This window comes from Asaia sp. Ae19-3 (assembly GCF_059801175.1).
On record NZ_JBCHWF010000001.1, the window covers coordinates 3,129,266 to 3,150,665 of the forward strand.

Annotated in this window: 19 protein-coding genes; 14 read left to right on the plus strand and 5 right to left on the minus strand. The window is 59.9% G+C overall.

Annotated elements, in window-relative coordinates; translation table 11 throughout:
- Positions 1-21: 21 nt before the first annotated feature.
- Genes AAID99_RS13825 through AAID99_RS13845 form a run of 5 tightly spaced genes read right to left on the minus strand, consistent with a single transcriptional unit; the run spans position 22 to position 3,401 of the window.
- Positions 22-456: a molybdenum cofactor biosynthesis protein MoaE gene (locus AAID99_RS13825; protein ID WP_188426755.1), complete on the minus strand. Its 435-nt coding sequence runs from the start codon at positions 454-456 to the stop codon at positions 22-24.
- The gene (locus AAID99_RS13830; RefSeq protein WP_188426756.1) at positions 453-695 is read right to left on the minus strand and encodes a MoaD/ThiS family protein; all 243 of its coding nucleotides are present in this window, start codon (positions 693-695) and stop codon (positions 453-455) included. The genes AAID99_RS13825 and AAID99_RS13830 overlap by 4 nt, the downstream gene beginning before the upstream one ends.
- A gap of 1 nt (position 696) precedes the next feature.
- Positions 697-1,173, minus strand: coding sequence for a cyclic pyranopterin monophosphate synthase MoaC (moaC, locus tag AAID99_RS13835; protein WP_498494169.1), 477 nt, complete (start codon positions 1,171-1,173; stop codon positions 697-699).
- A 1-nt stretch (position 1,174) separates the two neighbouring features.
- Positions 1,175-2,212: a GTP 3',8-cyclase MoaA gene (gene moaA, locus AAID99_RS13840; protein WP_188426758.1), complete on the minus strand. Its 1,038-nt coding sequence runs from the start codon at positions 2,210-2,212 to the stop codon at positions 1,175-1,177.
- On the minus strand, positions 2,202-3,401 hold the full coding sequence (locus tag AAID99_RS13845; protein ID WP_498494170.1) for a molybdopterin molybdotransferase MoeA: 1,200 nt from the start codon (positions 3,399-3,401) through the stop codon (positions 2,202-2,204). The genes moaA and AAID99_RS13845 overlap by 11 nt, the downstream gene beginning before the upstream one ends.
- A 496-nt stretch (positions 3,402-3,897) precedes the next feature.
- Here AAID99_RS13845 and AAID99_RS13850 point away from each other — a divergent pair, with 496 nt between their 5' ends.
- From AAID99_RS13850 to nuoJ, 14 genes are all read left to right on the plus strand, one after another.
- Positions 3,898-5,019: an HlyD family secretion protein gene (locus AAID99_RS13850; protein WP_498494171.1), complete on the plus strand. Its 1,122-nt coding sequence runs from the start codon at positions 3,898-3,900 to the stop codon at positions 5,017-5,019.
- Entirely contained in the window at positions 5,016-6,599 is a 1,584-nt protein-coding gene (locus AAID99_RS13855; protein WP_498494173.1) for a DHA2 family efflux MFS transporter permease subunit, read from the plus strand. Before AAID99_RS13850 ends, AAID99_RS13855 begins: the two co-directional genes overlap by 4 nt.
- A 62-nt stretch (positions 6,600-6,661) precedes the next feature.
- Positions 6,662-8,215 carry an efflux transporter outer membrane subunit gene (locus tag AAID99_RS13860; protein ID WP_498494304.1) on the plus strand — a complete coding sequence of 518 codons (1,554 nt, stop codon included), beginning with the start codon at positions 6,662-6,664 and terminating at the stop codon, positions 8,213-8,215.
- Positions 8,216-8,311: 96 nt separating this feature from the next.
- Entirely contained in the window at positions 8,312-9,814 is a 1,503-nt protein-coding gene (gene zwf / locus AAID99_RS13865) for a glucose-6-phosphate dehydrogenase (protein WP_498494174.1), read from the plus strand.
- Positions 9,815-9,914: 100 nt separating this feature from the next.
- Positions 9,915-11,729, plus strand: a complete 1,815-nt coding sequence (locus AAID99_RS13870) for a glycoside hydrolase family 15 protein (protein ID WP_188426764.1) — start codon at positions 9,915-9,917, stop codon at positions 11,727-11,729.
- A gap of 266 nt (positions 11,730-11,995) precedes the next feature.
- Positions 11,996-12,451 (plus strand): NADH-quinone oxidoreductase subunit A, encoded by a 456-nt coding sequence (locus AAID99_RS13875; protein ID WP_267310258.1) that lies wholly within the window; start codon positions 11,996-11,998, stop codon positions 12,449-12,451.
- A 2-nt stretch (positions 12,452-12,453) separates the two neighbouring features.
- Complete coding sequence (locus tag AAID99_RS13880) at positions 12,454-13,095, plus strand: NADH-quinone oxidoreductase subunit B (RefSeq protein ID WP_023979422.1); 642 nt, start codon at positions 12,454-12,456, stop codon at positions 13,093-13,095.
- A 49-nt stretch (positions 13,096-13,144) separates the two neighbouring features.
- Positions 13,145-14,872, plus strand: a complete 1,728-nt coding sequence (gene nuoC / locus AAID99_RS13885) for an NADH-quinone oxidoreductase subunit C/D (protein WP_267310377.1) — start codon at positions 13,145-13,147, stop codon at positions 14,870-14,872.
- Positions 14,859-15,368 carry an NADH-quinone oxidoreductase subunit NuoE gene (gene nuoE / locus AAID99_RS13890; RefSeq protein WP_127101782.1) on the plus strand — a complete coding sequence of 170 codons (510 nt, stop codon included), beginning with the start codon at positions 14,859-14,861 and terminating at the stop codon, positions 15,366-15,368. Before nuoC ends, nuoE begins: the two co-directional genes overlap by 14 nt.
- Complete coding sequence (gene nuoF, locus AAID99_RS13895) at positions 15,368-16,684, plus strand: NADH-quinone oxidoreductase subunit NuoF (RefSeq protein WP_188426767.1); 1,317 nt, start codon at positions 15,368-15,370, stop codon at positions 16,682-16,684. The genes nuoE and nuoF overlap by 1 nt, the downstream gene beginning before the upstream one ends.
- 13 nt (positions 16,685-16,697) lie before the next feature.
- On the plus strand, positions 16,698-19,409 hold the full coding sequence (gene nuoG / locus AAID99_RS13900) for an NADH-quinone oxidoreductase subunit NuoG (RefSeq protein WP_188426768.1): 2,712 nt from the start codon (positions 16,698-16,700) through the stop codon (positions 19,407-19,409).
- Positions 19,406-20,368: an NADH-quinone oxidoreductase subunit NuoH gene (gene nuoH / locus AAID99_RS13905; protein WP_188426769.1), complete on the plus strand. Its 963-nt coding sequence runs from the start codon at positions 19,406-19,408 to the stop codon at positions 20,366-20,368. The genes nuoG and nuoH overlap by 4 nt, the downstream gene beginning before the upstream one ends.
- A 13-nt stretch (positions 20,369-20,381) precedes the next feature.
- The gene (nuoI, locus tag AAID99_RS13910; RefSeq protein WP_025824399.1) at positions 20,382-20,894 is read left to right on the plus strand and encodes an NADH-quinone oxidoreductase subunit NuoI; all 513 of its coding nucleotides are present in this window, start codon (positions 20,382-20,384) and stop codon (positions 20,892-20,894) included.
- A gap of 2 nt (positions 20,895-20,896) precedes the next feature.
- Complete coding sequence (gene nuoJ, locus AAID99_RS13915) at positions 20,897-21,400, plus strand: NADH-quinone oxidoreductase subunit J (RefSeq protein WP_023979430.1); 504 nt, start codon at positions 20,897-20,899, stop codon at positions 21,398-21,400.

The window sequence follows — 21,400 nt, forward strand, 5'->3', positions numbered from 1 at the left end:
GGCAGAGCCCCCTGCCCATTCTCACGAAATTTCCGCTACCTCATGGCAGGCAATCCATTCGGAATGCCCATCGGCATAGCGCTCGCGTTTCCAGATCGGCACGCGTCGCTTGATCTCGTCGATAACAAAGCGGCAGGCAGTAAACGCCGCATCGCGATGCGGGGCTGAGACACCAATCCAGACTGCCATGTCTCCAATGGCCAGAGTGCCGATGCGATGAATGCAGGAGGCGGCCAGAATGTCGAAGCGCGTTTCCGCCTCGGCAAGGACGGCAAGCGCTTCGGCTTCAGCGAGGGGCAGATAGGCCTGGTAATCGAGGCCGAGCACGGCCTGTCCGTCGCTGTTGTTGCGCACCCAGCCTTCGAAACTGCAATAGCCCCCGGCTTCGTCACGGCGCAGGGCTGATGCGTAGGCGTTCGGGTCGATCGGGGAGTCGGTCAGAAGGAACGTGCTCATCCGCCGGATACCGGGGGGATGAAAACGACATGATCTCCTTCTGCCGGGCGATGATCCCAGTTGGCAAAGGCCGCGTTGACGGCGACACGCAGACGCTTCGCCGGGAGGGTAAAGCCGTGACGATGCGTCAGTTCGTCATAAAGCATGGCGAGACTGGTCGCGCTGGTGTCGATTTCTTCCTGCGGGCAACCGGCTTCATCGCGCAGGAGGGCGAAATATTCGAGAGTCAGGCGCGGCATGTCAGGGTGTGCCGAAATCGCGCTTGCCACCGGTCTTGCCCATCAGGCGCACGTCCTGAATGACCATGTCATGGCTGAGCGCCTTGCACATGTCGTAAAGCGTGAGTGCGGCCACGGTAGCACCGGTCAGGGCCTCCATTTCAACGCCGGTCTTGCCTTCGCATTTGACGCGGCAATCGATGAGGGCATCGCATCCTTCGATGGCAATTTCTACCTTGCAGCCAGTGAGGGAGAGGGGGTGGCAGAGCGGGATGAGCTGCGCCGTCGCCTTGGTGCCCATGATACCCGCGAGCTGCGCCACAGTCAGGACGGCGCCCTTGCTGGTCATATAGCCTGACTCGGCAAGGGACTGGGCGACTTCGAGCGGAAAGCGAAGCGTCGCGCGGGCATGAGCCTCGCGGCGGGTCACATTTTTATCGCCGATCTCGACCATATGGGGGCGTTGTCCGGTTTCATCCACATGGGTCAGCGACACCATCTCAGCCTCCGATATAATACATTTCGATCCGCTCGCCTGAAGCACGCTGCGGGTCTGGATTGCGTATTTCACTATAACGATCCGCGCGGCCTCGCCAGATGCGACGGAGCAGCGTTTCGAGCGCTGCATCATCGGTGTCAGCGAGGGCGGGGCGCAGATCGGTCCCGGTCTTTGCGAAGAGGCAGGTATAGATCTGCCCCTCTGAAGAAAGACGCGCCCGCGAACAATCGCCGCAGAACGGCGCCGTGACCGAGGAAATGAAACCGATCTCGCCGCTGCCGTCGGCAAGACGGTAACGTTGCGCCACTTCGCCGCGATAGAGGGGTTCGAGCGGTTCGAGCGGATAGACAGCCCCGATGCGTTCCAGAAGGGTCGCAGAGGGCACGACAGCGCTTTCGGACCAGTGATTGCGCGTGCCGACATCCATGAATTCAATGAAGCGAAGGGTGATGCCCGTGTGGCGAAACCGGCTCACCAGGGGCAGGATATCCTGCTCGTTGATGCCGCGCTGCACGACAGTGTTGATCTTGATGCCACCGGGAAAGCCTCGTGAGGCGGCTTTGTCGATAGCGCTCAGCACCGTATCCAGCGCGTCGCGACCACCGCTCAGGTGGCTGAAAACAGCAGGGTCAAGACTGTCGAGACTGATCGTCAGGCGAGAGAGCCCGGCGTGATAGAGCGCGTCGAGATGGCGGTCGAGCAGAACGCCATTGGTGGTCAGGGCTACATCGTCGATACCAGGCAGGGCGACGAGCCGCGCGACCAGCGTGTCGAGCCGGGGGCGCAGCAATGGCTCGCCACCGGTCAGGCGCAGCTTGCTGACGCCAAGCCGCGCCGAAATGCGGGCGATACGCTCTATTGTCGTGAAATCCAGACGCTGTGCCGGTTCGAGAAAGGCGAAATCGTCGTGGAACACCGATTGCGGCATGCAATAAGGGCAGCGAAAATTGCAGCGATCCATGACCGAAATGCGCAGATCGTGCCATGGCCGTGCCAGCAGGTCTTTCGGCTGTTCGGGTGCTGAACTCTCACCATTCATGAAAAAGAACGCTCGCACTAGGCGTCAGGGGGGCAGTGCCGGGGGGAAGGGTGACGAGCCCCTGTGTCATGCCGAGACGATTGAAATCGCCCGAGGTCGGCATGGGATGAGGTATGGCCGTGGCAACACCATCGGCACCATGCACAAGCTGCACCGGCACAAGGCGGGTCATGGAGGGAAGGGGAGACAGGGTCTCCCCAAGACGCACCGGAATGGCCTCCTGCACGAGGCCTTGAGCGCGCAAAAGGGCTGGCACAACGTGGCGGCTGCAACAGGCCAATGCCGAAACAGGATTGCCAGGCAAGGCGAAAACCGGCTGCCCCTTGGCGGAGAGCCCGAACCAGAAGGGTTTGCCGGGGCGTTGCGCTATCTTGTGAAAGATTTTCCTTACCCCGAGGGACGTGAGCGCCTGAGGCACGAAATCGAACTGCCCCATCGATACTCCACCGCTCAGAACCAGCACGTCATGCTGTTCCAGAAGCGTCGCAAGGTGGTCGGTCGTCAGGGCCAGATCGTCCGGCAGCACGGCAAAGGCCTGACGGGTGAAGCCCTTGCGTGAGAGCGAGGCGGCAATGGCAAATTCGTTCGAGCGACGGATCTGCCAGTCCTGAACGGGAGCATCGGGGGCGACCAGCTCATCACCAGTCGAGATAATGGCAATAGAGGGAATGACCGAGACCTCGGGGTAAGAGATGCCGTTGGCGGCCAGAATAGCCATCTCGGGTGGTGTCAGCCTCAGACCGGGCGAAAGCAGGGCCGCACCCTGCGCACAATCCGCCCCTTTGGGATGGACATGCTGGTTTTTGCGTGGCGTGACGTCTGCGCGTAGCGAAACAAGATCGCCCTGAATGTCGAAATCTTCTCGCGGAATGATCGTGTCGGCCCCTGAAGGCAGCACTGACCCGGTCATGACAGCAATTGCCTGACCGGTTCCGTCTGGCATGGCGAGTGGCGGCCGACCGGCTGGCTGCGTGGCGACAAGACGGAAATCACGTTGGCCGTCACACCAGGCCACGGCGATGCCATCGAGAATGACCCGGTCATAGGGCGGCAGGGCGCGCTCTGCGGTGACATTCTGACGCAGGATGCGACCGGCAGCCTGACCGAGCGGGATGGTCTCGGTCGGAAAAGGCCTCAGGGCCTCTCCGATAAGGGTCTCGGCAGCGTCGATGGTCAGAAGGTCGTTCATGAAGACCTTTGTTGGCGAGGCAAGGGGGGGAAGGCAACTGAATATGTGCCCCGCTAGACAAGTTTGCCGGGTCTGCTCCTGCAAGAATGCGCGCTTTGCCCGACAGGTTCTGGCCGGTAGTCCATGAGGCGATCAATCGCCATGAAATCTGCTTGGTGTACCGGCAGCAGGCGCGTTCCGGGCAACGCCTACAGGGGGCATGCGCGGTCAGGTTGTGGCTTTTCCGTAACATGCGCGAGGCGGGTTGGTTGCGAGCGTAATTTCACGCAACCGTGAGAGCGCCCACAGGTTGAAGGCCGGGCAGCGTCGAGCGCGCCAAGGAAGGCTCACGAGGGCAAGACATTCTATGAAACAGATGATTGAAGCCCCGAAATAGCTATGCTAGTCCATGACCGAACCGAACGGTCATTTTCAGATCAGACGATGAGACGTTGGGTCGAGAGACCCGGAAACCGAGTTGCCCCCGCAAAGAGGGGGTAACGGCGAGAGGATGCACATGGCGCAGGGCGACGATCAGGATAATCGCGCATCGCAGGGTGATGACGAGCAGAAGAACGATGCGGGTGGCAAGAAGGGCGGCAAGAAGAGCAGCCCTCTCAAGCGTATCATTCTGATTGCGGTCGTTATCGTTATTGCGATTGCCTGGCTGGGATACTGGCTGCTGACAAAAAACCAGATCGAGACGGACGATGCCTATACGGCGGGGCGCAAGATTTCTGTTGCACCGCATGTAAACGGCTACGTCACGCAGCTTCTGGTGAACGACAATCAGTTCGTTCATGCGGGCCAGTTGCTAGTCAAGATCGATGATCGCGACTACATCGCCTCGCTGCACAAGGCAGAAGCAAGCATTGCTCAGGCTCAGGCCAATTTTGCGGCAGCCACGCAGATGGTCATGGTGGCCAAGCAGAACTTCCCCGGTCGTCTGATCGCGGCAAAGGGTGCGCTGGCTTCGGCTCAGGCCCAGCTTTTCAAGGCCGAGACGGATTATCGCCGTCAGCACAGCGTCTCGCGTGCAGCAACCACCCAGCAGGATATCGATTATTCGAAGGCCGCGCTCGATCAGGCCCATGCTGAAGTGATGCGCGCAGAAGGTGAGCTGCAGCAGGCAACCCCCGTCCAGCCGAACATCGAGAATCAGGAAGCGACCATGAAGCAGCAGAACGCTGCGCTCAAGGCTGCCGAGGCTGACCTCGTTCAGGCTCAGTTGAATTATGGCTGGACCGAAGTACGCGCACCGCATGATGGCTGGATCTCGCAGCGTAATGTCGAGCAGGGCGATTTCGTTCAGACCGGCCAGAAGCTTTTCTCGGTCGTCGAGCCTGAAGTCTGGGTGGTGGCGAACTACAAGGAAACGCAGATCACCAAGATGCGTCCCGGCCAGAATGTCGAGATCGAGGTCGATGCCTATCCGAACCTCACACTGCACGGTCATGTCGACTCGATTCAGCTCGGTGCCGGTGCAGCGTTCAGCGCCTTCCCGCCAGAGAACGCAACGGGCAACTTCGTGAAGATCGTTCAGCGCGTGCCGGTCAAGATCCTGATCGATAGCGGGCTCGATCCGAATGTGCCCCTGCCTCTGGGCGTTTCTGTCGTGCCGACGGTGACGATTCCATGAGCGATGCGTCCAGCGACAACAAGGACCACTCCAGCTGGAAGCCCAAAGCGAACCCCTGGCTGATTGCTGTGGTGGTGACGCTGGGCGCTTTCATGGAGGTGCTCGACACCACCATCATCAACGTGGCGCTCCCGCATATCTCGGGTGCGCTCGGCAGTTCCTATGACGATGCCACCTGGGCGCTCACCTCCTATCTGGTGGCGAATGGTATCGTGCTGACCATCTCGGCATGGTTCGGCAAGCTGCTGGGGCGCAAGCGCTATTTCCTTATCTGTATTGCCATGTTCACGGTCTCGTCCTTCCTATGTGGATTGTCGACGAGCCTGCCCATGCTGATCATCTTCCGCCTGATGCAGGGTTTCTTCGGGGGTGGTCTGCAGCCGAACCAGCAATCGATCATTCTCGATACCTTCCCGCCGGAAAAACGGGGTGCGGCTTTTGGCCTGACGGCCATCGCGACCATTGTGGCACCTATTCTCGGTCCACTGCTCGGCGGCTATCTGGTCGATAACTATTCCTGGCGCTGGATCTTCTACGTCAATGTGCCCTTCGGCATCCTGACGCTGATCGGTGTTTCCGCCCTGGTGGAAGATCCGCCATGGGAAAAGCAGAAGCGCGAGAAGGTTGACGTGATCGGCATCTGCCTGATCTCGCTCGGTCTGGGTTGCCTCGAAATCATGGCCGATCGTGGCGAGGATGACGACTGGTTCGGCTCGCCCTTTATCATCACCATGGCCGTACTGGGTGTGGCGGGTGTGGTCGGTGCCGTCATCTGGCTGCTTCGGGCCAAGAATCCGCTTCTGAATCTCGCCATTTTCAAGGATCGCAATTTCGCGGTGGGTACGTTCCTGATGGCCATGGTCGGTGGGCTGCTCTACGCCTCGGCCATTATCGTGCCCCAGTTCGCCCAACAGGTTCTTGGTTATACAGCCACGATCTCAGGCGAGGTGCTGGCGCCGGGCGGGGCGGTGATCATCTGTCTCATTCCCATCGTCGGCAAGCTGATGGGCTTTGTGCAGGTACGTAACCTGATTGCTTTCGGGTTCTTCCTGATGGGGCTTGCGATGTTCTACTCGGCCCATCTCGTGCCGACGACGAGCTATGCCCATCTGGTGGAGTATCGAATTTTCCAGACTTCGGCTCTGGCCTTCCTGTTCGTGCCGATCTCGACCATCGCCTATTCTACCCTGCCCAAGGAGCTGAATTCCGACGCATCGGCCATGTTCAGCATGTCGCGAAACTATATCGGCTCGCTTGCCATTTCTCTCGCGACAGCCGCCATTACAGAGACCAAGCAGATCAGGCAGAGCCTGATGGCCCATTGGTCGTCGGACTATAATGCCAATGGTCAGGACTATCTCAACACGGTGCAAAAGGTGGCGACCGATGCAGGCATGACCTCATCATCGGCGCATCAATTCGCCATACACAGCTATTATCAGAGCTTCATGCAGCAGGTTTCCATGGTGGCCTACAACCAGACCTTCATGGTGATCGGGATCATGGCGTTCTGCGTCGTGCCGTTCTGCTTCCTGCTCTCCCCTGTGGCCAAGAAAGGCCCGGCCGGAGGTGCCCATTAATGACTAATCTCATGCTTTTCTGGAGCCACGCCTTGAAGACAGGCCGTTCCCCGCGCGCGCTGATGCTGAGCGGCGCTTCGCTCGCCATGGCGCTTACCCTGCCAGGCTGTGTCGGGCCGAAATATCAGAAGCCCGATCTGTGGTCGCCCAGCCAGTATGACATGCATGCCCGTTCGGGGCAGGCTGGCAGCCAGACCACGGCGGATGCGCCCGATCCGAACTGGTGGAAGATCTTCAACGATCCGACCCTGACCTCGCTCGAAACCCGTCTGGCAACCCAGAACCTCGATATCCAGCGTGCGGCAGCGCAGCTCGCACAGAGCCGCGCCCAGCTCATGATGGCAGGCGCCGAGCGTTTTCCGGGTCTTTCGGCAAGCGGCTCGTATACGCGCTCGCAATACAGCACCAAGTCGCTGCAGCGTATTCTCTCCGGGGTGGCAAAGGATAACAGCGCGGCTCTCGGTCAACAGCGCGCGACCCTGCTCGATCAGAGCGTTGGTGACGCCACGATTCCTCTGCTTAACCAGTGGAAATATTCCATCGACGCGCAATATGAGGTCGATCTCTGGGGACGTGTGGCGCGTCAGTATGAAGCCGCCAAGGCCGATCTGCAGGCGACCGACGAAGAGCGTCGTGGTATTCTGATCGCGCAGCAGGCCGATATGGCCAATGACTATCTGACGCTGCGCGGGCTTCAGGAGCAGTTACGTATCACCAAAGCCAATCGGGATACGCAGGCCCAGACACTCTCGCTCGCAAAGGAGCGTCAGAAAACCGGTCTCGTGACCGAGCTGGACGTCACCAGTGCAGAGTCGCAGCTTGACTCGACCACGGCGCAGATCGCCCAGACCGAGCAGCGCATCGAACAGCAGATCAATGCCATCAGCCTGTTGCTGGGGTCCCCTCCCGGCACGCTCAATGACGAGCTGACACGGACGGCCGGTATTCCGGTTGTGCCGCCTCGCGTGCCGGTCGGTGTACCTTCGGAACTGGCGCAGCGTCGCCCGGATATTCGTCAGGCCGAGGCGCAGCTTCATGCAGCTGTGGCCAATGTGGCCGAGGCAGAAGCCGAGTTCTATCCCAAGATCACGCTCAATGCCGATTTCGGGCTGCAATCGCTGTCTTTCCGCGATCTCGGTTTCTGGAATGCACGCGCGTGGAATATCGGCCCGTCCATCTCCCTGCCGATCTTTCAGGGTGGGCGTCTGCGCGGCCAGCTGATGCTCAATCGCTATGCCCAGAAGGCGGCGGCCATTACCTATCGTCAGACCGTGCTGGGTGCGTGGCGTGATGTCGATAATGCGCTGATTGCCTATCGTGAAGAGCAGCGTCGCCGGGATGGGCTGCAGGGTGCCGTGGACGCAGGGCAGCGCGCCCTGCATCTGGCGCAGGAGCAGTATCGCAGCGGCCTGACCACCTATCTGAACGTGCTCTCGGCGCAGCGTGACCTGCTTTCGGCACAATTGCAGCTTGCTGACAGCACCACGACGATCGCGAGCAATCTGGCGCATCTGTATAATGCCCTGGGTGGCGGCTGGGAAACGCAGTTCCCGCAAGACAAACCCGAAGATGCAACAATCCGGCAGCTTGGCGGTGACAGTCCCCGCCACGCCTGATCACAATATTGTTTGAGATATGTAAAATAATTCGGTGATCTATTTGCCGTGATAGGCTTTCTCCCTCCTGCTCATTGAGTCAGAGGGAGAAACGTCATGTCGACCACTACTGAACAGCTTGGCAATGCTCTGGGAAATGCGTCCGAGCCACAGCCCTGCAAGCTGGTCATCTTCGGCGCCGGTGGCGATCTGACCCGGCGTCTGCTTCTTCCCTCTCTCTATGATCTCGCTGTGGCTGGCGCACTGCCCGCCGATTTTCAGATCATCGCCGTCGATCGTGCCGAGCAAACCGGAAAGGACTGGGCCGCAAAACTGTTCTCACTGGCCGAGCAGGATGCAAAAGACCCTTCCGCAGAGTTCTCATGCCCCCATCTCGACCGGGCGGTCTGGGATCGTGTGACGTCTGGCGCGCTGTATCTGTCGGGCGATTTCACTCAGGCAGACATCTACACCACGTTGCGTGAAACGCTTGGTGCCGGGAATGTTATCTTCTACCTCGCCGTTGCGTCGCGCTTCTTCGCTCGCATCGCGACCGGGCTGGGGCAGGGTGGTCTGCTGAAGGAGGGGCGCGGCTTCCGTCGTCTCATTGTCGAGAAGCCCTTCGGTCGCGATCTCGCCTCGGCACGTGAACTGGATGGTGTGCTGCGCGCCCAGGCCGATGAAAGCCAGATCTACCGGATCGATCATTTTCTCGGCAAGGAAGCCAATCAGGGCATCATGATTGCCCGCTTCTCGAATGTCTTGTTCGAGCCGATCTGGCGTCGTGAGTATATCGATCACGTGCAGATCACCGCTGCCGAGACGATCGGCGTCGAGCAGCGCGGGGCATTTTACGAACATACGGGCGCGTTGCGCGACATGGTGCCCAATCATCTTTTTGTCCTGCTGAGCCTGATCGCGATGGAGCCCCCGTCGTCGCTCTCGGCTGATGCCGTGAGGCAGGAAAAGACGCGGCTGCTGCAAGCTATACGCCCGATACGGGATGAGGATTATGTGCCGGGGCAATATGCTGCGGGTCAGATCGAGGGGAGATCGGTGCCCGACTATCGCAGCGAGCCCGGTGTCGCAGCTGACAGCCAGACCGAGACTTTTGCTGCCATGAAGCTGTTCATCGATAACTGGCGCTGGGGCGGTGTGCCTTTCTATCTGCGCACCGGCAAGCGCATGTCAGGCCGACGCACTGAAATCAATGTTGTCTTCAAAAAGCCACCTTATGCCCTGTTCAATCAGAACATGGACGACCCACGTATCGGCAATGTCATCCGTTTTCTGCTCGACCCGGTGCGGGGTGTCTCGATCGATTTCGATGCGAAGCAGCCCGGTCTGGAAGAAGAGATTGCGCCGGTAAGCAGTCGGTTTCTGTATGACGACTTCTTCAGGAAGGCTCCCAATGTCGGCTACGAGGCATTGCTGCATGACTGCATGGCGGGCAATCAGATGCTCTTTCAGAGTGCCGAGACCATCGAGGCGGCCTGGAGGGCGATTGACGCGATCGTCACACCTGAGGCGCCGTATCCCTATAAGGCTGGCTCTGAAGGGCCCGACGAGGCGATGGCCTTGCTTGAGCGTGACGGAAGACGCTGGATTCCGGTCAAATAATCCTGTGCTTTTATTGCCCGGCAGGTAAGAATGCCGGGTCGATAAGCCTGTTTTCCAAAACAAGGTCTCCGTAAAAGGGCCTCGGTCGAAAGAACTGACGATGAGTATGGCAATCGAAAATCATGCCGTGATCGGCGATCTGCGTACGACCGCTCTGGTCGCGCTCAACGGTTCGATCGATTTCATGTGCTGGCCGCGTTTTGATTCCCCAAGCGTTTTCGCTTCGCTTCTCGAGCCGAGTGCGGGGTTCTTCGAGCTCGCACCTGTGCTTGAAGGGGGCAGGTTCCGCCAGTTCTACGTGCCTGACACCAATGTCCTGCTGACACGCGTACTCTCGCCCGAAGGTGTGAGTGAGATCTCCGATTTCATGACGCTGGCTCCGGATTATCCCGAACAGCGCGTGATCCGGCGGGTGAAAGCGATACGTGGCACGCTGAAATTCCGGCTGCATTGCGCCCCGCGCTTCGATTATGCCCGGGTCGGCCACAAGGCCCGCGTGCTGAATGACCGCGTGATCCTGTTCGAGCCGATGCGCGACGACCTGCCGACCCTGCGCATCAGCTCGACCATTCCCATGACGGTGGTCGAGGGCGATGCCTGCGCCGAGTTCGTGCTGCAGCTGAACGAAACAGCGACGTTCATGCTCGACAGCCTCACGACCGACGAAAATCTCTGCCTCGAAGACCACTGGACCTCTACTGCGTTCAAGGCGACGGCCAATTACTGGATCGATTGGGTGGCGCGTGCGAGCTATCACGGCCGCTGGCACGACCAGATCACGCGCTCGACCCTAGCGCTCAAGCTGCTGACCTCGGCAGAGCATGGCTCGATGGTCGCTGCTGCGACGTTCGGTCTGCCGGAAGACCCCGGTGGCATACGCAACTGGGATTACCGCTACTGCTGGGTCCGCGACTCGTCTTTCATGGTTTATGCCTTCATGAAAACGGGCCATACTGAAGAGGCAACCGCCTTCATTCGCTGGTTGCACCAGCGTCGCCTCGAGGCTCAGCCCGGCGAAGCACGTCTGAAGGTCATGTATGCCATTGATGGCAAGGCTTTCGTGCCCGAGACGGATCTGACCCATTTCAGAGGCTTCCGTAACTCGCGCCCTGTGCGCATCGGTAACGGGGCGGAAGACCAGCTTCAGCTCGATATCATCGGTGAGATGATGGACGCCGTTTATCATGCCGATCGTCATTGTGAGCGGCTGAGCTGGAAAGCATGGGAGTCAATTGCCGAAGGTATTGACTGGCTGTGCCTCAACTGGAATCAGCCAGACGAAAGTATATGGGAAGTAAGGGGCGGGAAAAAACATTTCCTTTTTTCGCGTATCATGTGCTGGGTTGCACTGGACCGGGCCATTCGTCTGTCGGAAGAGCGCGGATTTCCTGCCAGGATTGCCGTCTGGGTGCGCGAGCGCAATGCCATCTACATGGATGTCCAGAATAATTTCTGGAGCGAGGAACTGGGATATTTCGTCCAGTACAAGGGAGGCACCGCGATTGACGCCTCATGCCTGCTGATGCCGCTCATGGGTTTCATTGGCGATCACGATCCGCGATGGGCCTCGACTCTGCGCGCCGTAGGTGACCAGTTGCTCGATGACAGCCATGTCTTTCGTTACCATGTGGCGGAAGGCAATAATGATGACGGGCTGGAAGGGCGTGAGGGCACGTTCACCATGTGCTCCTTCTGGTACATCGAATGCCTGGCCCGCTCGGGCGATCTGCTGATGGCGCGTTTCCTGTTCGACAAGACGCTGTCCTACGCCAACCATGTCGGCCTGTTTTCAGAGGAAATCGGCCCGGCAGGCGAGCATCTGGGCAATTTTCCGCAGGCTTTCACCCATCTGGCGCTGATCAGGGCCGGTCAATATCTGGACCAGGTAATATATCGCGATAAAGGTTTCAGTTGAGAATCAGTATCAACTAAGTGTCGATACTTCTCAAAAACCCGGCACGGAAGTTGATAATCAGTATCAACAAAAAGAGGACCACACCAATACCTAATTGATCACGGCTTCGTGTGTTCTCGGTCAGGTGATAGGCAGGCACTTGATGTGATGCTAGGCAATGGCGCAGAAAAAACCTCTCGACCATTGGCTTTTTAGTTCCGTTCGGGCGTTTCGGCGTTCTGGTGGACTTTGGCCATTGGTCCCGTCGGGAATAGGTGGTTGCGCCAGTGTCTCAGTTTCTCGCAGATCATGCTTTAGCGATCTACGTGGCCTTTACGGTCATTTTCCTTTGCATCGTGGTGGCGCTGTCTGCTGCTCTTGGGCCTCGCCGCGTCGGTGCTGCACGCGGGCGGTCGATGAGCCTGCCCTACGAGTCAGGTATCCTCTCAACAGGGTCAGCGCGTATCCGTCTGCCGGTTCAGTACTATCTGCTGGCCGTGTTCTTCGTGATTTTCGACGTTGAAAGCGTGTTCATCTACTCATGGGCCTCCGTGGTGGTCGAGGCAGGCTGGGCCGCCTTCATCTCGGTTACGACCTTTGTCGTCTTTCTGACGCTCGCTCTGATCTATCTCTGGCGCAGTGGTGCTCTTGAATGGGGCCCCAAGCACCGCCGCATGCCGGTCAAGGTGCCGCCCAACTCCCCCGTCGAACTTGTCAAAATCCCCGAGCGCGAGGTCGTATAACGATGACTTGGACTCTTACCTCCGCCGTCGGCGAACCCCGTCTGCAGTCACCTGAAGAATTGCTGGCGCATGAGGATGTGCGTCGCAATCTTGTGGTCGGCAAGCTGCAGGATTTCATTTCTTGGGGTCAGAAGAACTCGGTCTGGCCGTTCAATTTCGGCCTTTCCTGCTGTTATGTGGAAATGGCGACGGCCTTCACCAGCCGCTACGATATTGCCCGCTTCGGCTCCGAAGTGCTGCGTGCGACGCCGCGTGAAGCCGATCTGATCGTGATCGCAGGCACGGTATTCCGCAAGATGGCCCCCATCGTGAAGTATCTCTACGACCAGATGCTCGAGCCGCGCTGGGTCATTTCCATGGGTTCCTGCGCCAATTCGGGCGGCATGTATGACATCTACAGTGTCGTTCAGGGCGTCGACAGCTTCCTTCCCGTCGATGTGTATGTGCCTGGCTGCCCTCCGCGCCCCGATGCGCTTCTCGAAGGGCTGATGCTGCTTCAGGACTCCATTGGCAAGCAGCGCCGCCCGCTCAGCTGGATGGTTGGTGATCAGGGCGTGACCAAGGTGACCCCGGCCAGCATGCGTGACCTCAAGCGTGAAGAACGCATGGCGGTCACCAAGTTGCGCACCCCGGACACGATCTGAGGAGCGGACAGCAATGAGCGAAGTTTTCGAAAAAACCCGTTCCGGCGTCATGGGCGCCGCCGTGGCTGCCTTCCCCCCGCACATGATCATCATGGAAGAGTCGACGCGCGATGGCGTGCCGACCTTCTGGGTCTCGCGTGGCCAGATCCGCGCCGTGCTGCAGGCGGTGAAGGCCGGCGGCACGCTGCGCATGCTGCTCGACCTCACCTGCGTGGATGAGCGTCAGCGCATTCACCGTGATGGTCTTCCGGCTTCTGATTTCACGGTTGTCTATCACATCCAGTCCTTCAACGGTCCGATCGACGAAGTCCGCTTCAAGGTGCCGCTCTCGGTCGATGATCCGAATATCGGGACCATTTCCGATATCTGGCCGAATGCGAACTGGCTGGAGCGTGAAGCCTGGGATCTGTTCGGCGTCGTGTTCGAGGGGCATCCGCATCTCTCGCGCATCCTGACCCCGCCCACCTGGGTCGGGCATCCGCTGCGCAAGGACCATTACGCCCGTGCGACCGAGCGTCCGCCCTATACGCTCTCCGAAGACCAGGTTTTCGACGAGCAGGAAGCGCTGAAATTCGACCCCGAATCCTGGGGTATGAAGCGTCATTCCGACAACAGCGATTTCATGTTCCTCAATCTCGGCCCGAACCATCCTTCGGTCCATGGCGTGTTCCGCGTCGTGCTGCAGCTCGAGGGCGAGTTCATTGTCGATGCGGTGCCCGATATCGGCTTCCACCATCGCGGCGCCGAGAAAATGGCCGAGCGCCAGACTTGGCACAGCTACATCCCCTATACCGATCGTATCGACTATGTCGGCGGGGTGATGAACAACTTCCCCTATGTGATGGGTGTCGAGAAGCTGGCAGGCATCACCGTGCCGCCGCGCGCTCAGCTCATTCGCATCATGCTGGCCGAGTTCTTCCGTATCTCCAGCCATCTCGTGTTCTACGGAACGATGGTGCAGGATCTGGGCCAGCTCTCGCCGGTTTTCTACATCTTCACCGACCGCGAGCGCGTTTTCGAGATCATCGAAAAGATCTGCGGCTTCCGCATGCATCCGGCCTTCTTCCGCATCGGCGGCGTGGCGATGGATCTGCCGCAGGGCTGGGATGGCGAGGTTCGCGCCTTCCTCGATTATCTGCCCAAGCGTCTGGACGAGTACAACGAACTCGTCATGAAGAACCCGATCTTCAAGGCCCGCACCAAGGGCGTTGGCGTCTACAATACCGAAGAGGCAGTGGATTGGGGTGTGACGGGGCCGGGGCTGCGTGCCACGGGTCTGGAATGGGATTATCGTCGTAAGGCTCCCTATTCGGGTTATGACCAGATCGACTTCGATATTCCGACGGCCGTCAACGGCGATTGCTATGATCGCGCTGCGGTGCATATCGAAGAGATCCGCCAGAGCCTGCGCATCATCCGCTACTGCCTCGATAACATGCCGGGCGGGGCCTATAAGGCCGAGCATCCCCTGGCCATGCCGCCGCCGAAGCCGCGCACGATGCATGACATCGAGACGCTCATCCATCACTTCGTGGGCGTCAGCTGGGGGCCGGTCATTCCGCAGGGCGAAGTGCGCTCCTGCATCGAGGCGACCAAGGGTCTCAACCAGTATTACCTCGTGAGCGATGGCGGCACGATGTCCTACCGGACGCGTATCCGCACACCGTCGTTCATTCATCTGCAACAGCTTCCGATGCTGTCACGCGGCACCATGATTGCCGATCTGATCGCTATTATCGGAAGCATCGATTTTGTGATGGCCGATGTCGACCGCTGAACTTACGGCGCAGGACGCCGAACTCCCTCAGGATCTCGTCGATACGTTCATCGACATGGCCGCCCACGAGCATCACCCTCGTGGCGCCGCCATCGAGGCGCTGCGCCTCGTGCAGGAGCGTTTCGGCTGGATCAACGACGCGCATCTCGCCCATACGGCACGCATCCTGGGCATGTCCCAGGCCGATCTCGACGGGATTGCCACCTATTTCAACCTGCTGTTCCGCAAGCCGGTCGGCAAGAACGTGGTCATGCTCTGTGACTCCGTCTCCTGCTACATCATGGGCGCTGAACAGACACGCGAACGCCTGTGCAAGAAGCTGGGCGTGAAAATGGGCGAGACGACGCCGGATGGTGAATTCACCGTTCTGCCCATCGTCTGCCTCGGTCACTGCGACCACGCCCCGGCCATGCTGGTCGGCAAGGATCTGTTCGGTCCTGTCCGCCCGGAAGACATTGACGGCATCATTGACGACATTCGGGCGAGGAAGAAGTGATGACTGGTCTGAACCCCGAAAAGCAGCCGCTTCTGGCGCTTGTGGATCGCGAGACGCCGCTCGATCCGGCAGGCTATGACAAAAAGGGCGGCTGGCGCGGCCTGCGTCGCGCCCTCGGCATGAGCCCCGCCGAGATCATTACCGAGGTGACGGATTCCAAGCTGCGCGGACGCGGCGGCGCCGGTTTCAGCACCGGCATGAAATGGAGCTTCGTTCCCAAGGAATCCTCGAAGGACCGCCTCAAATATATCGTCGCCAATGGTGACGAGATGGAGCCGGGCACCTTCAAGGATCGCATCCTTGTCGAAGGCAATCCGCTTCAGCTCATCGAAGGCATGATCATCTCGGCCTATGCCATCCAGGCACGGCACGGCATCATCTTCCTGCGTGGTGAATATCATCTGGGTCTGGAGCGCCTTCAGCAGGCGGTCATCCAGGCGCGCGAGGCCGGGTTCCTTGGCGAGAACATTCTCGGCTCGGGCTTCGATTTCGATCTTCACGTCCATCCCTCTGCCGGGCGCTATATCTGCGGTGAGGAAACGGCCCTGATCACGGCGCTGGAAGGCCGTCGCGCCAACCCGCGCGCCAAGCCGCCTTTCCCGCAGATCGGTGGTCTGTGGGGCGCGCCGACGGTCGTGAACAATATCGAGACCTTCAGCAACATCCCGCATATTCTGGCCAATGGCACAGAGTGGTATCTGGGGCTGAGCGCCTGCGTCGATGGCGGCACCAAGCTTTACGGTGTCAGTGGTCGTGCCAAGCGTCCGGGTGTGTTCGAGCTGCCTCTGGGCACGTCGCTCGGCGTGATCCTGAATGAGTGTGCAGGCGGCATGCAGGACGGCTACAAGCTGCGCGCCTTCCTGCCCGGTGGTGCCTCGACCGCATTCCTCGGGGCCGAGCACGCCGACATCATCATGGACTACCCGACGCCGGAAAAGGCGGGCAGCCGCCTCGGTACGGGTCTGGCCATCCTGCTCGATGACCGGACCAGCCCGATCGGGATGATCCGCAATCTCGAGCATTTCTTTGCGCAGGAATCCTGTGGCTGGTGCACGCCCTGTCGTGACGGCCTGCCCTGGGTCGAGCGTCTTCTGATTGCCATTGAGGAAGGGCGCGGCACGCCGGAGGATATCGATCGCCTCCATGACGCAGCCCGCCTGATCGGCCCGATGGGGCGCACTTTCTGTGCCCATGCACCGGGTGCGATCGCGCCTCTGGCCAGCGGTCTGAAGATGTTCGCCGAGGATTTCCAGCGAATGGTTAGCAAGCCCGCCTCCGGCACCGCAGAGAGCGGCGCCGCAGGGCAGGCGGCGTAGGAGGAACGGCCCGATGGCAAAAATCGTAATCGACGGCCGCGAGGTTGAAGCACGTTCAGACGTGAACCTTCTGCAGGCCTGTCTCGAGGCAGGGGAAGACCTGCCCTATTTCTGCTGGCACCCGGAACTCGGGTCTGTCGGTGCGTGCCGTCAGTGCGCGGTCAAGCAATATGCCAATGCCGACGACACACGCGGTCGTATCGTCATGGCCTGCATGACGCCGGTGACTGAAGGCGCGATCATCTCGGTTGAAGACCCTGAAGCCAAGGAATTCCGCGGCGAGGTGGTCGAGTGGCTGATGACGAACCACCCGCATGACTGCCCGGTCTGTGAAGAAGGTGGTGAATGTCATCTTCAGGACATGACCGTCATGACCGGTCATCGCGAGCGTCGCTATCGCTTCGACAAGCGCACCCACAACAATCAGGAACTCGGTCCTTTCGTGAAGCACGAAATGAACCGTTGCATCGCCTGCTATCGTTGCGTGCGCTTCTATCGTGACTATGCGGGCGGCCAGGATCTGGGCGTGTTTGCCTCGCATAACAACGTCTATTTCGGACGCCATGAGAGCGGCACGCTGGAGAGCCCCTTCTCCGGCAACCTCATCGAGGTCTGCCCGACCGGCGTGTTCACCGACAAGCCGTTCTCGAAGATGTACAGCCGCAAATGGGACATGCGCGGCGCCCCGTCCGTCTGCTCCAACTGCGCAACAGGCTGCAACACCATCATCAATGAGCGCGCCGGCAAGGTTCGCCGTACGCTCAACCGCTATAATGATGAGGTGAACCGCTACTTCCTGTGCGATCGCGGTCGCTTCGGTCATGGCTGGGTCAATGCCCCGACGCGCCTGCGTTCGGCTGGTTATGTGATCAATGGCGACATGACACCGGTACCGGCCCAGGCCGCGTTGGATCATTTCGGCAAGATCGCGGCTTCGGGCAAGCTGGTGGGCATCGGCTCGCCGCGCGCCTCGCTGGAATCCAACTACGCCCTGCGCAAGCTCGTCGGTGCCGAGAACTTCTCGACCGGCATGGCCGAGCCGCAGCACAGCCTGGTCAAGCTGGCCGTGTCGCTTCTGGCCGCTGGCCCGGCGCGCATCGCCACCATGCATGAGATGGAAACCGCTGACGGCGCCCTGATCCTGGGTGAGGATGTCTCGGCAACCTCACCACGCATGAGCCTGGCGCTGCGCCAGATCAAGCGCACGGCCTTCAACAAGGCAGCTGATCAGGCCCGTGTCCCTCACTGGATGGACGCCTCGGTGCGTACGCTGGGTCAGGACACGATCTCGCCGCTCTTCGTGGTATCGCCCACCGTGACCGATCTGGATGGTTTTGCGCAGGATGCCATCCGCGCCATGCCGGAAGATGCCGCGCGTCTCGGCTTTGCCATTGCGCATCGCATCGACACGTCGGCTCCCGATGTGGCCGGTCTCACCGAGGCCGAGGCGGCTTCCGCTTCGCTTATTGCTGAAGCCCTGCTGGCCTCCGAAAAGCCCTTGCTGGTCTCGGGCCTGCAATACGCTTCCGCAGCCCTGCTTCAGGCAACGGCGAACATCGCCTCTGCCCTGGCCGCCAAGGGCAAGACGCCGCTCATCAGCTTCGTCCTGCCGGAAGCCAACTCCATGGGCCTCGCGCTTATGGACGGGCTCTCGCTCGACACGATCGCTGCCCGCTCTGCCGATGCCACGCTGATCGTTCTCGAAAACGATCTGAGCCGCCGCCTCGATGGCGCGCAGTTCGATGCGCTGGTTGAAAGTGCCGCCAATCTGGTGGTGCTCGATCACTCGGTTACGCCAACGGCCATTCGTTCACAAGTTACCTTCCCCTCGGCAGCCTATTCCGAAACGGATGGCACGCTGGTCAGTGCCGAAGGTCGCGCCCAGCGCTTCTTCCAGGTTGTCTATCCTGATGCGCCGCTTCAGGCAGGCTGGCGCTGGATTGCCGACATGGCGCAGGCCGCTGGTCTCAGCCATGTAAAGCCCTGGGGCAAGCTGGATGATCTGATCGCTGAAATCGCGACGACGATGCCGGTTTTCGCCCGCATCCCCGAGGCAGCACCGGGTTCGGACTATGAGCTCGAGGGCACACCGCTGCGCAGCCAGACGCATCGCGTCAGCGGGCGCACGGCCATCCGTGCCAATATCAGTGTTCGCGATATTCCGCCCCCGAGCTCGCCCGACACACCGCTGCATTCCACCATGGAAGGCTCCTACAGCACTGACATGCCCGGCACGCTTGTGCCGTTCTATCAGGTACCTGGCTGGAACTCCGAGCAGTCGCTGAACCGCTTCCAGCAGGAAATCGGCGGCAAGATGCGCGGTGGCGATTGCGGTGTGCGTCTGGTGGAAGGGGTGGCCAACGCGGCTGGTTCCTACGCCATGGACGTGCCATCGGCTTTCGCTCCTCGCGCCGGTCAGTTCATGCTTCTGCCGGAAGCCCGTGTATTTGGTACGGATGAAATGAGCATGATGGCCCAGCCAATCGTCGAGCGCGCCGCCCCTGCGGTGGTGCGTATCGGTGGGGCCGTGGCCAAGGGCGCCCAGGTACGTCTGTCGCTGAATGGCGAGGTCTTCACGGTCGATGCCGTGTCTGATCCTTCTCTGCCCGAAGGTGTCGCCACATGCCCGCCGCATATGGTGTCCCGCTCCTGGTCGGCACCGGGCTGGGTTTCTCTTGAAATCACGGCGCCTGCCGAGCGTATTGGAACGGAGAGCGCGGTATGATGCCCATCGTGTGGCCAATTCTTGTGATCGTCGTGACCGTCTTTGGCGTTCTCGGCGTTGCAGCGGTCTCGACCATGCTGGAGCGTCGCCTGCTAGGCGTGTTCCAGGATCGCCCCGGCCCCAACCGCGTCGGCCCGTTCGGCCTTTTTCAGGTCATCGCCGATGCGATGAAGATGCTGTTCAAGCAGGACTGGATTCCGCCTTTTGCGGACAAGCCGGTCTTTCTTGTCGCACCGATCATCGGCTTTCTGGCCGTTCTGCTCTGCTTTGGCGTCGTGCCCATTACCCCTATCTGGGGTGTGGCGGGTGAGCTGAATGTCGGCCTGCTCTTTATCTTCGGCATGCTGGGTCTTGGCGTCTATTCGGTGGTTCTCGCCGGATGGTCGTCCAACAATAAATACGCCCTGCTCGGCGGCATGCGTGCCGCCGCCCAGATGATCTCCTATGAAGTGTTCATGGGTCTCTCGGTCATGGGCGTAGTCATGGCGGCCGGTTCGTTCAGCATTCGTGATATCGTCGAAGCGCAGACCAATTGCTGGTTCATCATCCCGCAATGCCTCGGTGCGGTGATCTTTCTGCTGGCCGGTATTGCTGAAACGCATCGTCTGCCTTTCGATTTCCCTGAAGGCGAAAACGAAATCGGCGCCGGTTTTCATACCGAATATTCGGGCATGAAATTCGGCATGTTCTATCTGGCTGAATATGCCGGTGTTGCGCTCAGCTCGGCTCTGATCACCACGCTCTATCTCGGTGGCTGGCATGGCCCGTTCCTGCCGCCATTCCTATGGTTTGCGATCAAGGTCTTCCTGCTGATCTGCTTTTACATTCTCCTGCGTGCAGCACTCCCCCGTCCGCGTTACGACCAGCTGATGTCCTTCGGCTGGAAGGTGCTGCTGCCGCTGTCTCTTCTTAACATTCTGGTCACCGGCGCGGTCATTCTGCTGCGCGCGGGCGTCTGAGAGGGGGCGCGCCATGCTCGGTATTCTCCGCACTATATGGATGACGTTCCTGCACATGTTTCATCGCAATGAAACGGTGCAGTATCCGGACGTCAAACCCTACCTGTCCCCCCGCTATCGCGGCCGTATCGTTCTCACCCGCGACCCCAGCGGTGAAGAGCGCTGCGTGGCCTGCAATCTTTGCGCCGCGGCCTGCCCGGTGGATTGCATCAGCCTGCAGAAAGGCGAGAAGGAAGGGCGCTGGTATCCGGAATTCTTCCAGATCAATTTCTCACGCTGCATTTTCTGCGGTTTCTGTGAGGAAGCCTGCCCGACCTATGCCATCCAGCTCACGCCCGATTTCGAGATGAGCGAATATGTGCGCCAGAACCTGGTTTACGAGAAGGAAGACCTCCTGATCAGCGGACCCGGCAAGGTACATGATTACAGCTTCTATAATGTTTCGGGGCTCAAGATCCCGGGCAAGAATAAAGGTGAAGCCGAAAATGAAGCCAAGCCTGTCGACATTCATGCGCTGATGCCCTGATCATGAATATCATGCTTGAACTCTATGGGTTGATCGCCATCGGCGCGACTGCGTTGGCGATTACCCGCACCATCCCCGTTCACGGCCTGCTTTATCTCGTCGTGTCGCTTCTGGCTCTGGCCTGCATGTTCGAAGAGCTGGGCGCGCCTTTCGCGGCCATGCTCGAGATCATCGTCTATGCCGGCGCGATCATGGTCCTGTTCGTTTTCGTGGTCATGATGATCAATCTCGGCCAGCCCGATCAGCTTCGTGAAAAAGGCTGGTTTGCAGGCGGCGCCTGGATCGGCCCAAGCGTGATCTCGCTGCTGCTGATGGGTCTGCTGGTTTATGGCGTCAGCCATAACACCATGGCCGTTGGTACGGTGGGTGCGCCAATCGGCCCCAAGGCGGTCGGTCTGACGCTGTATGGCCCCTATATCCTGACCGTCGAGCTTTCCTCGTTCCTGCTTCTGGCAGGTCTCGTGAGCGCCTATCACATCGGCCGCCGGATCGGAGGGAAATCCTGA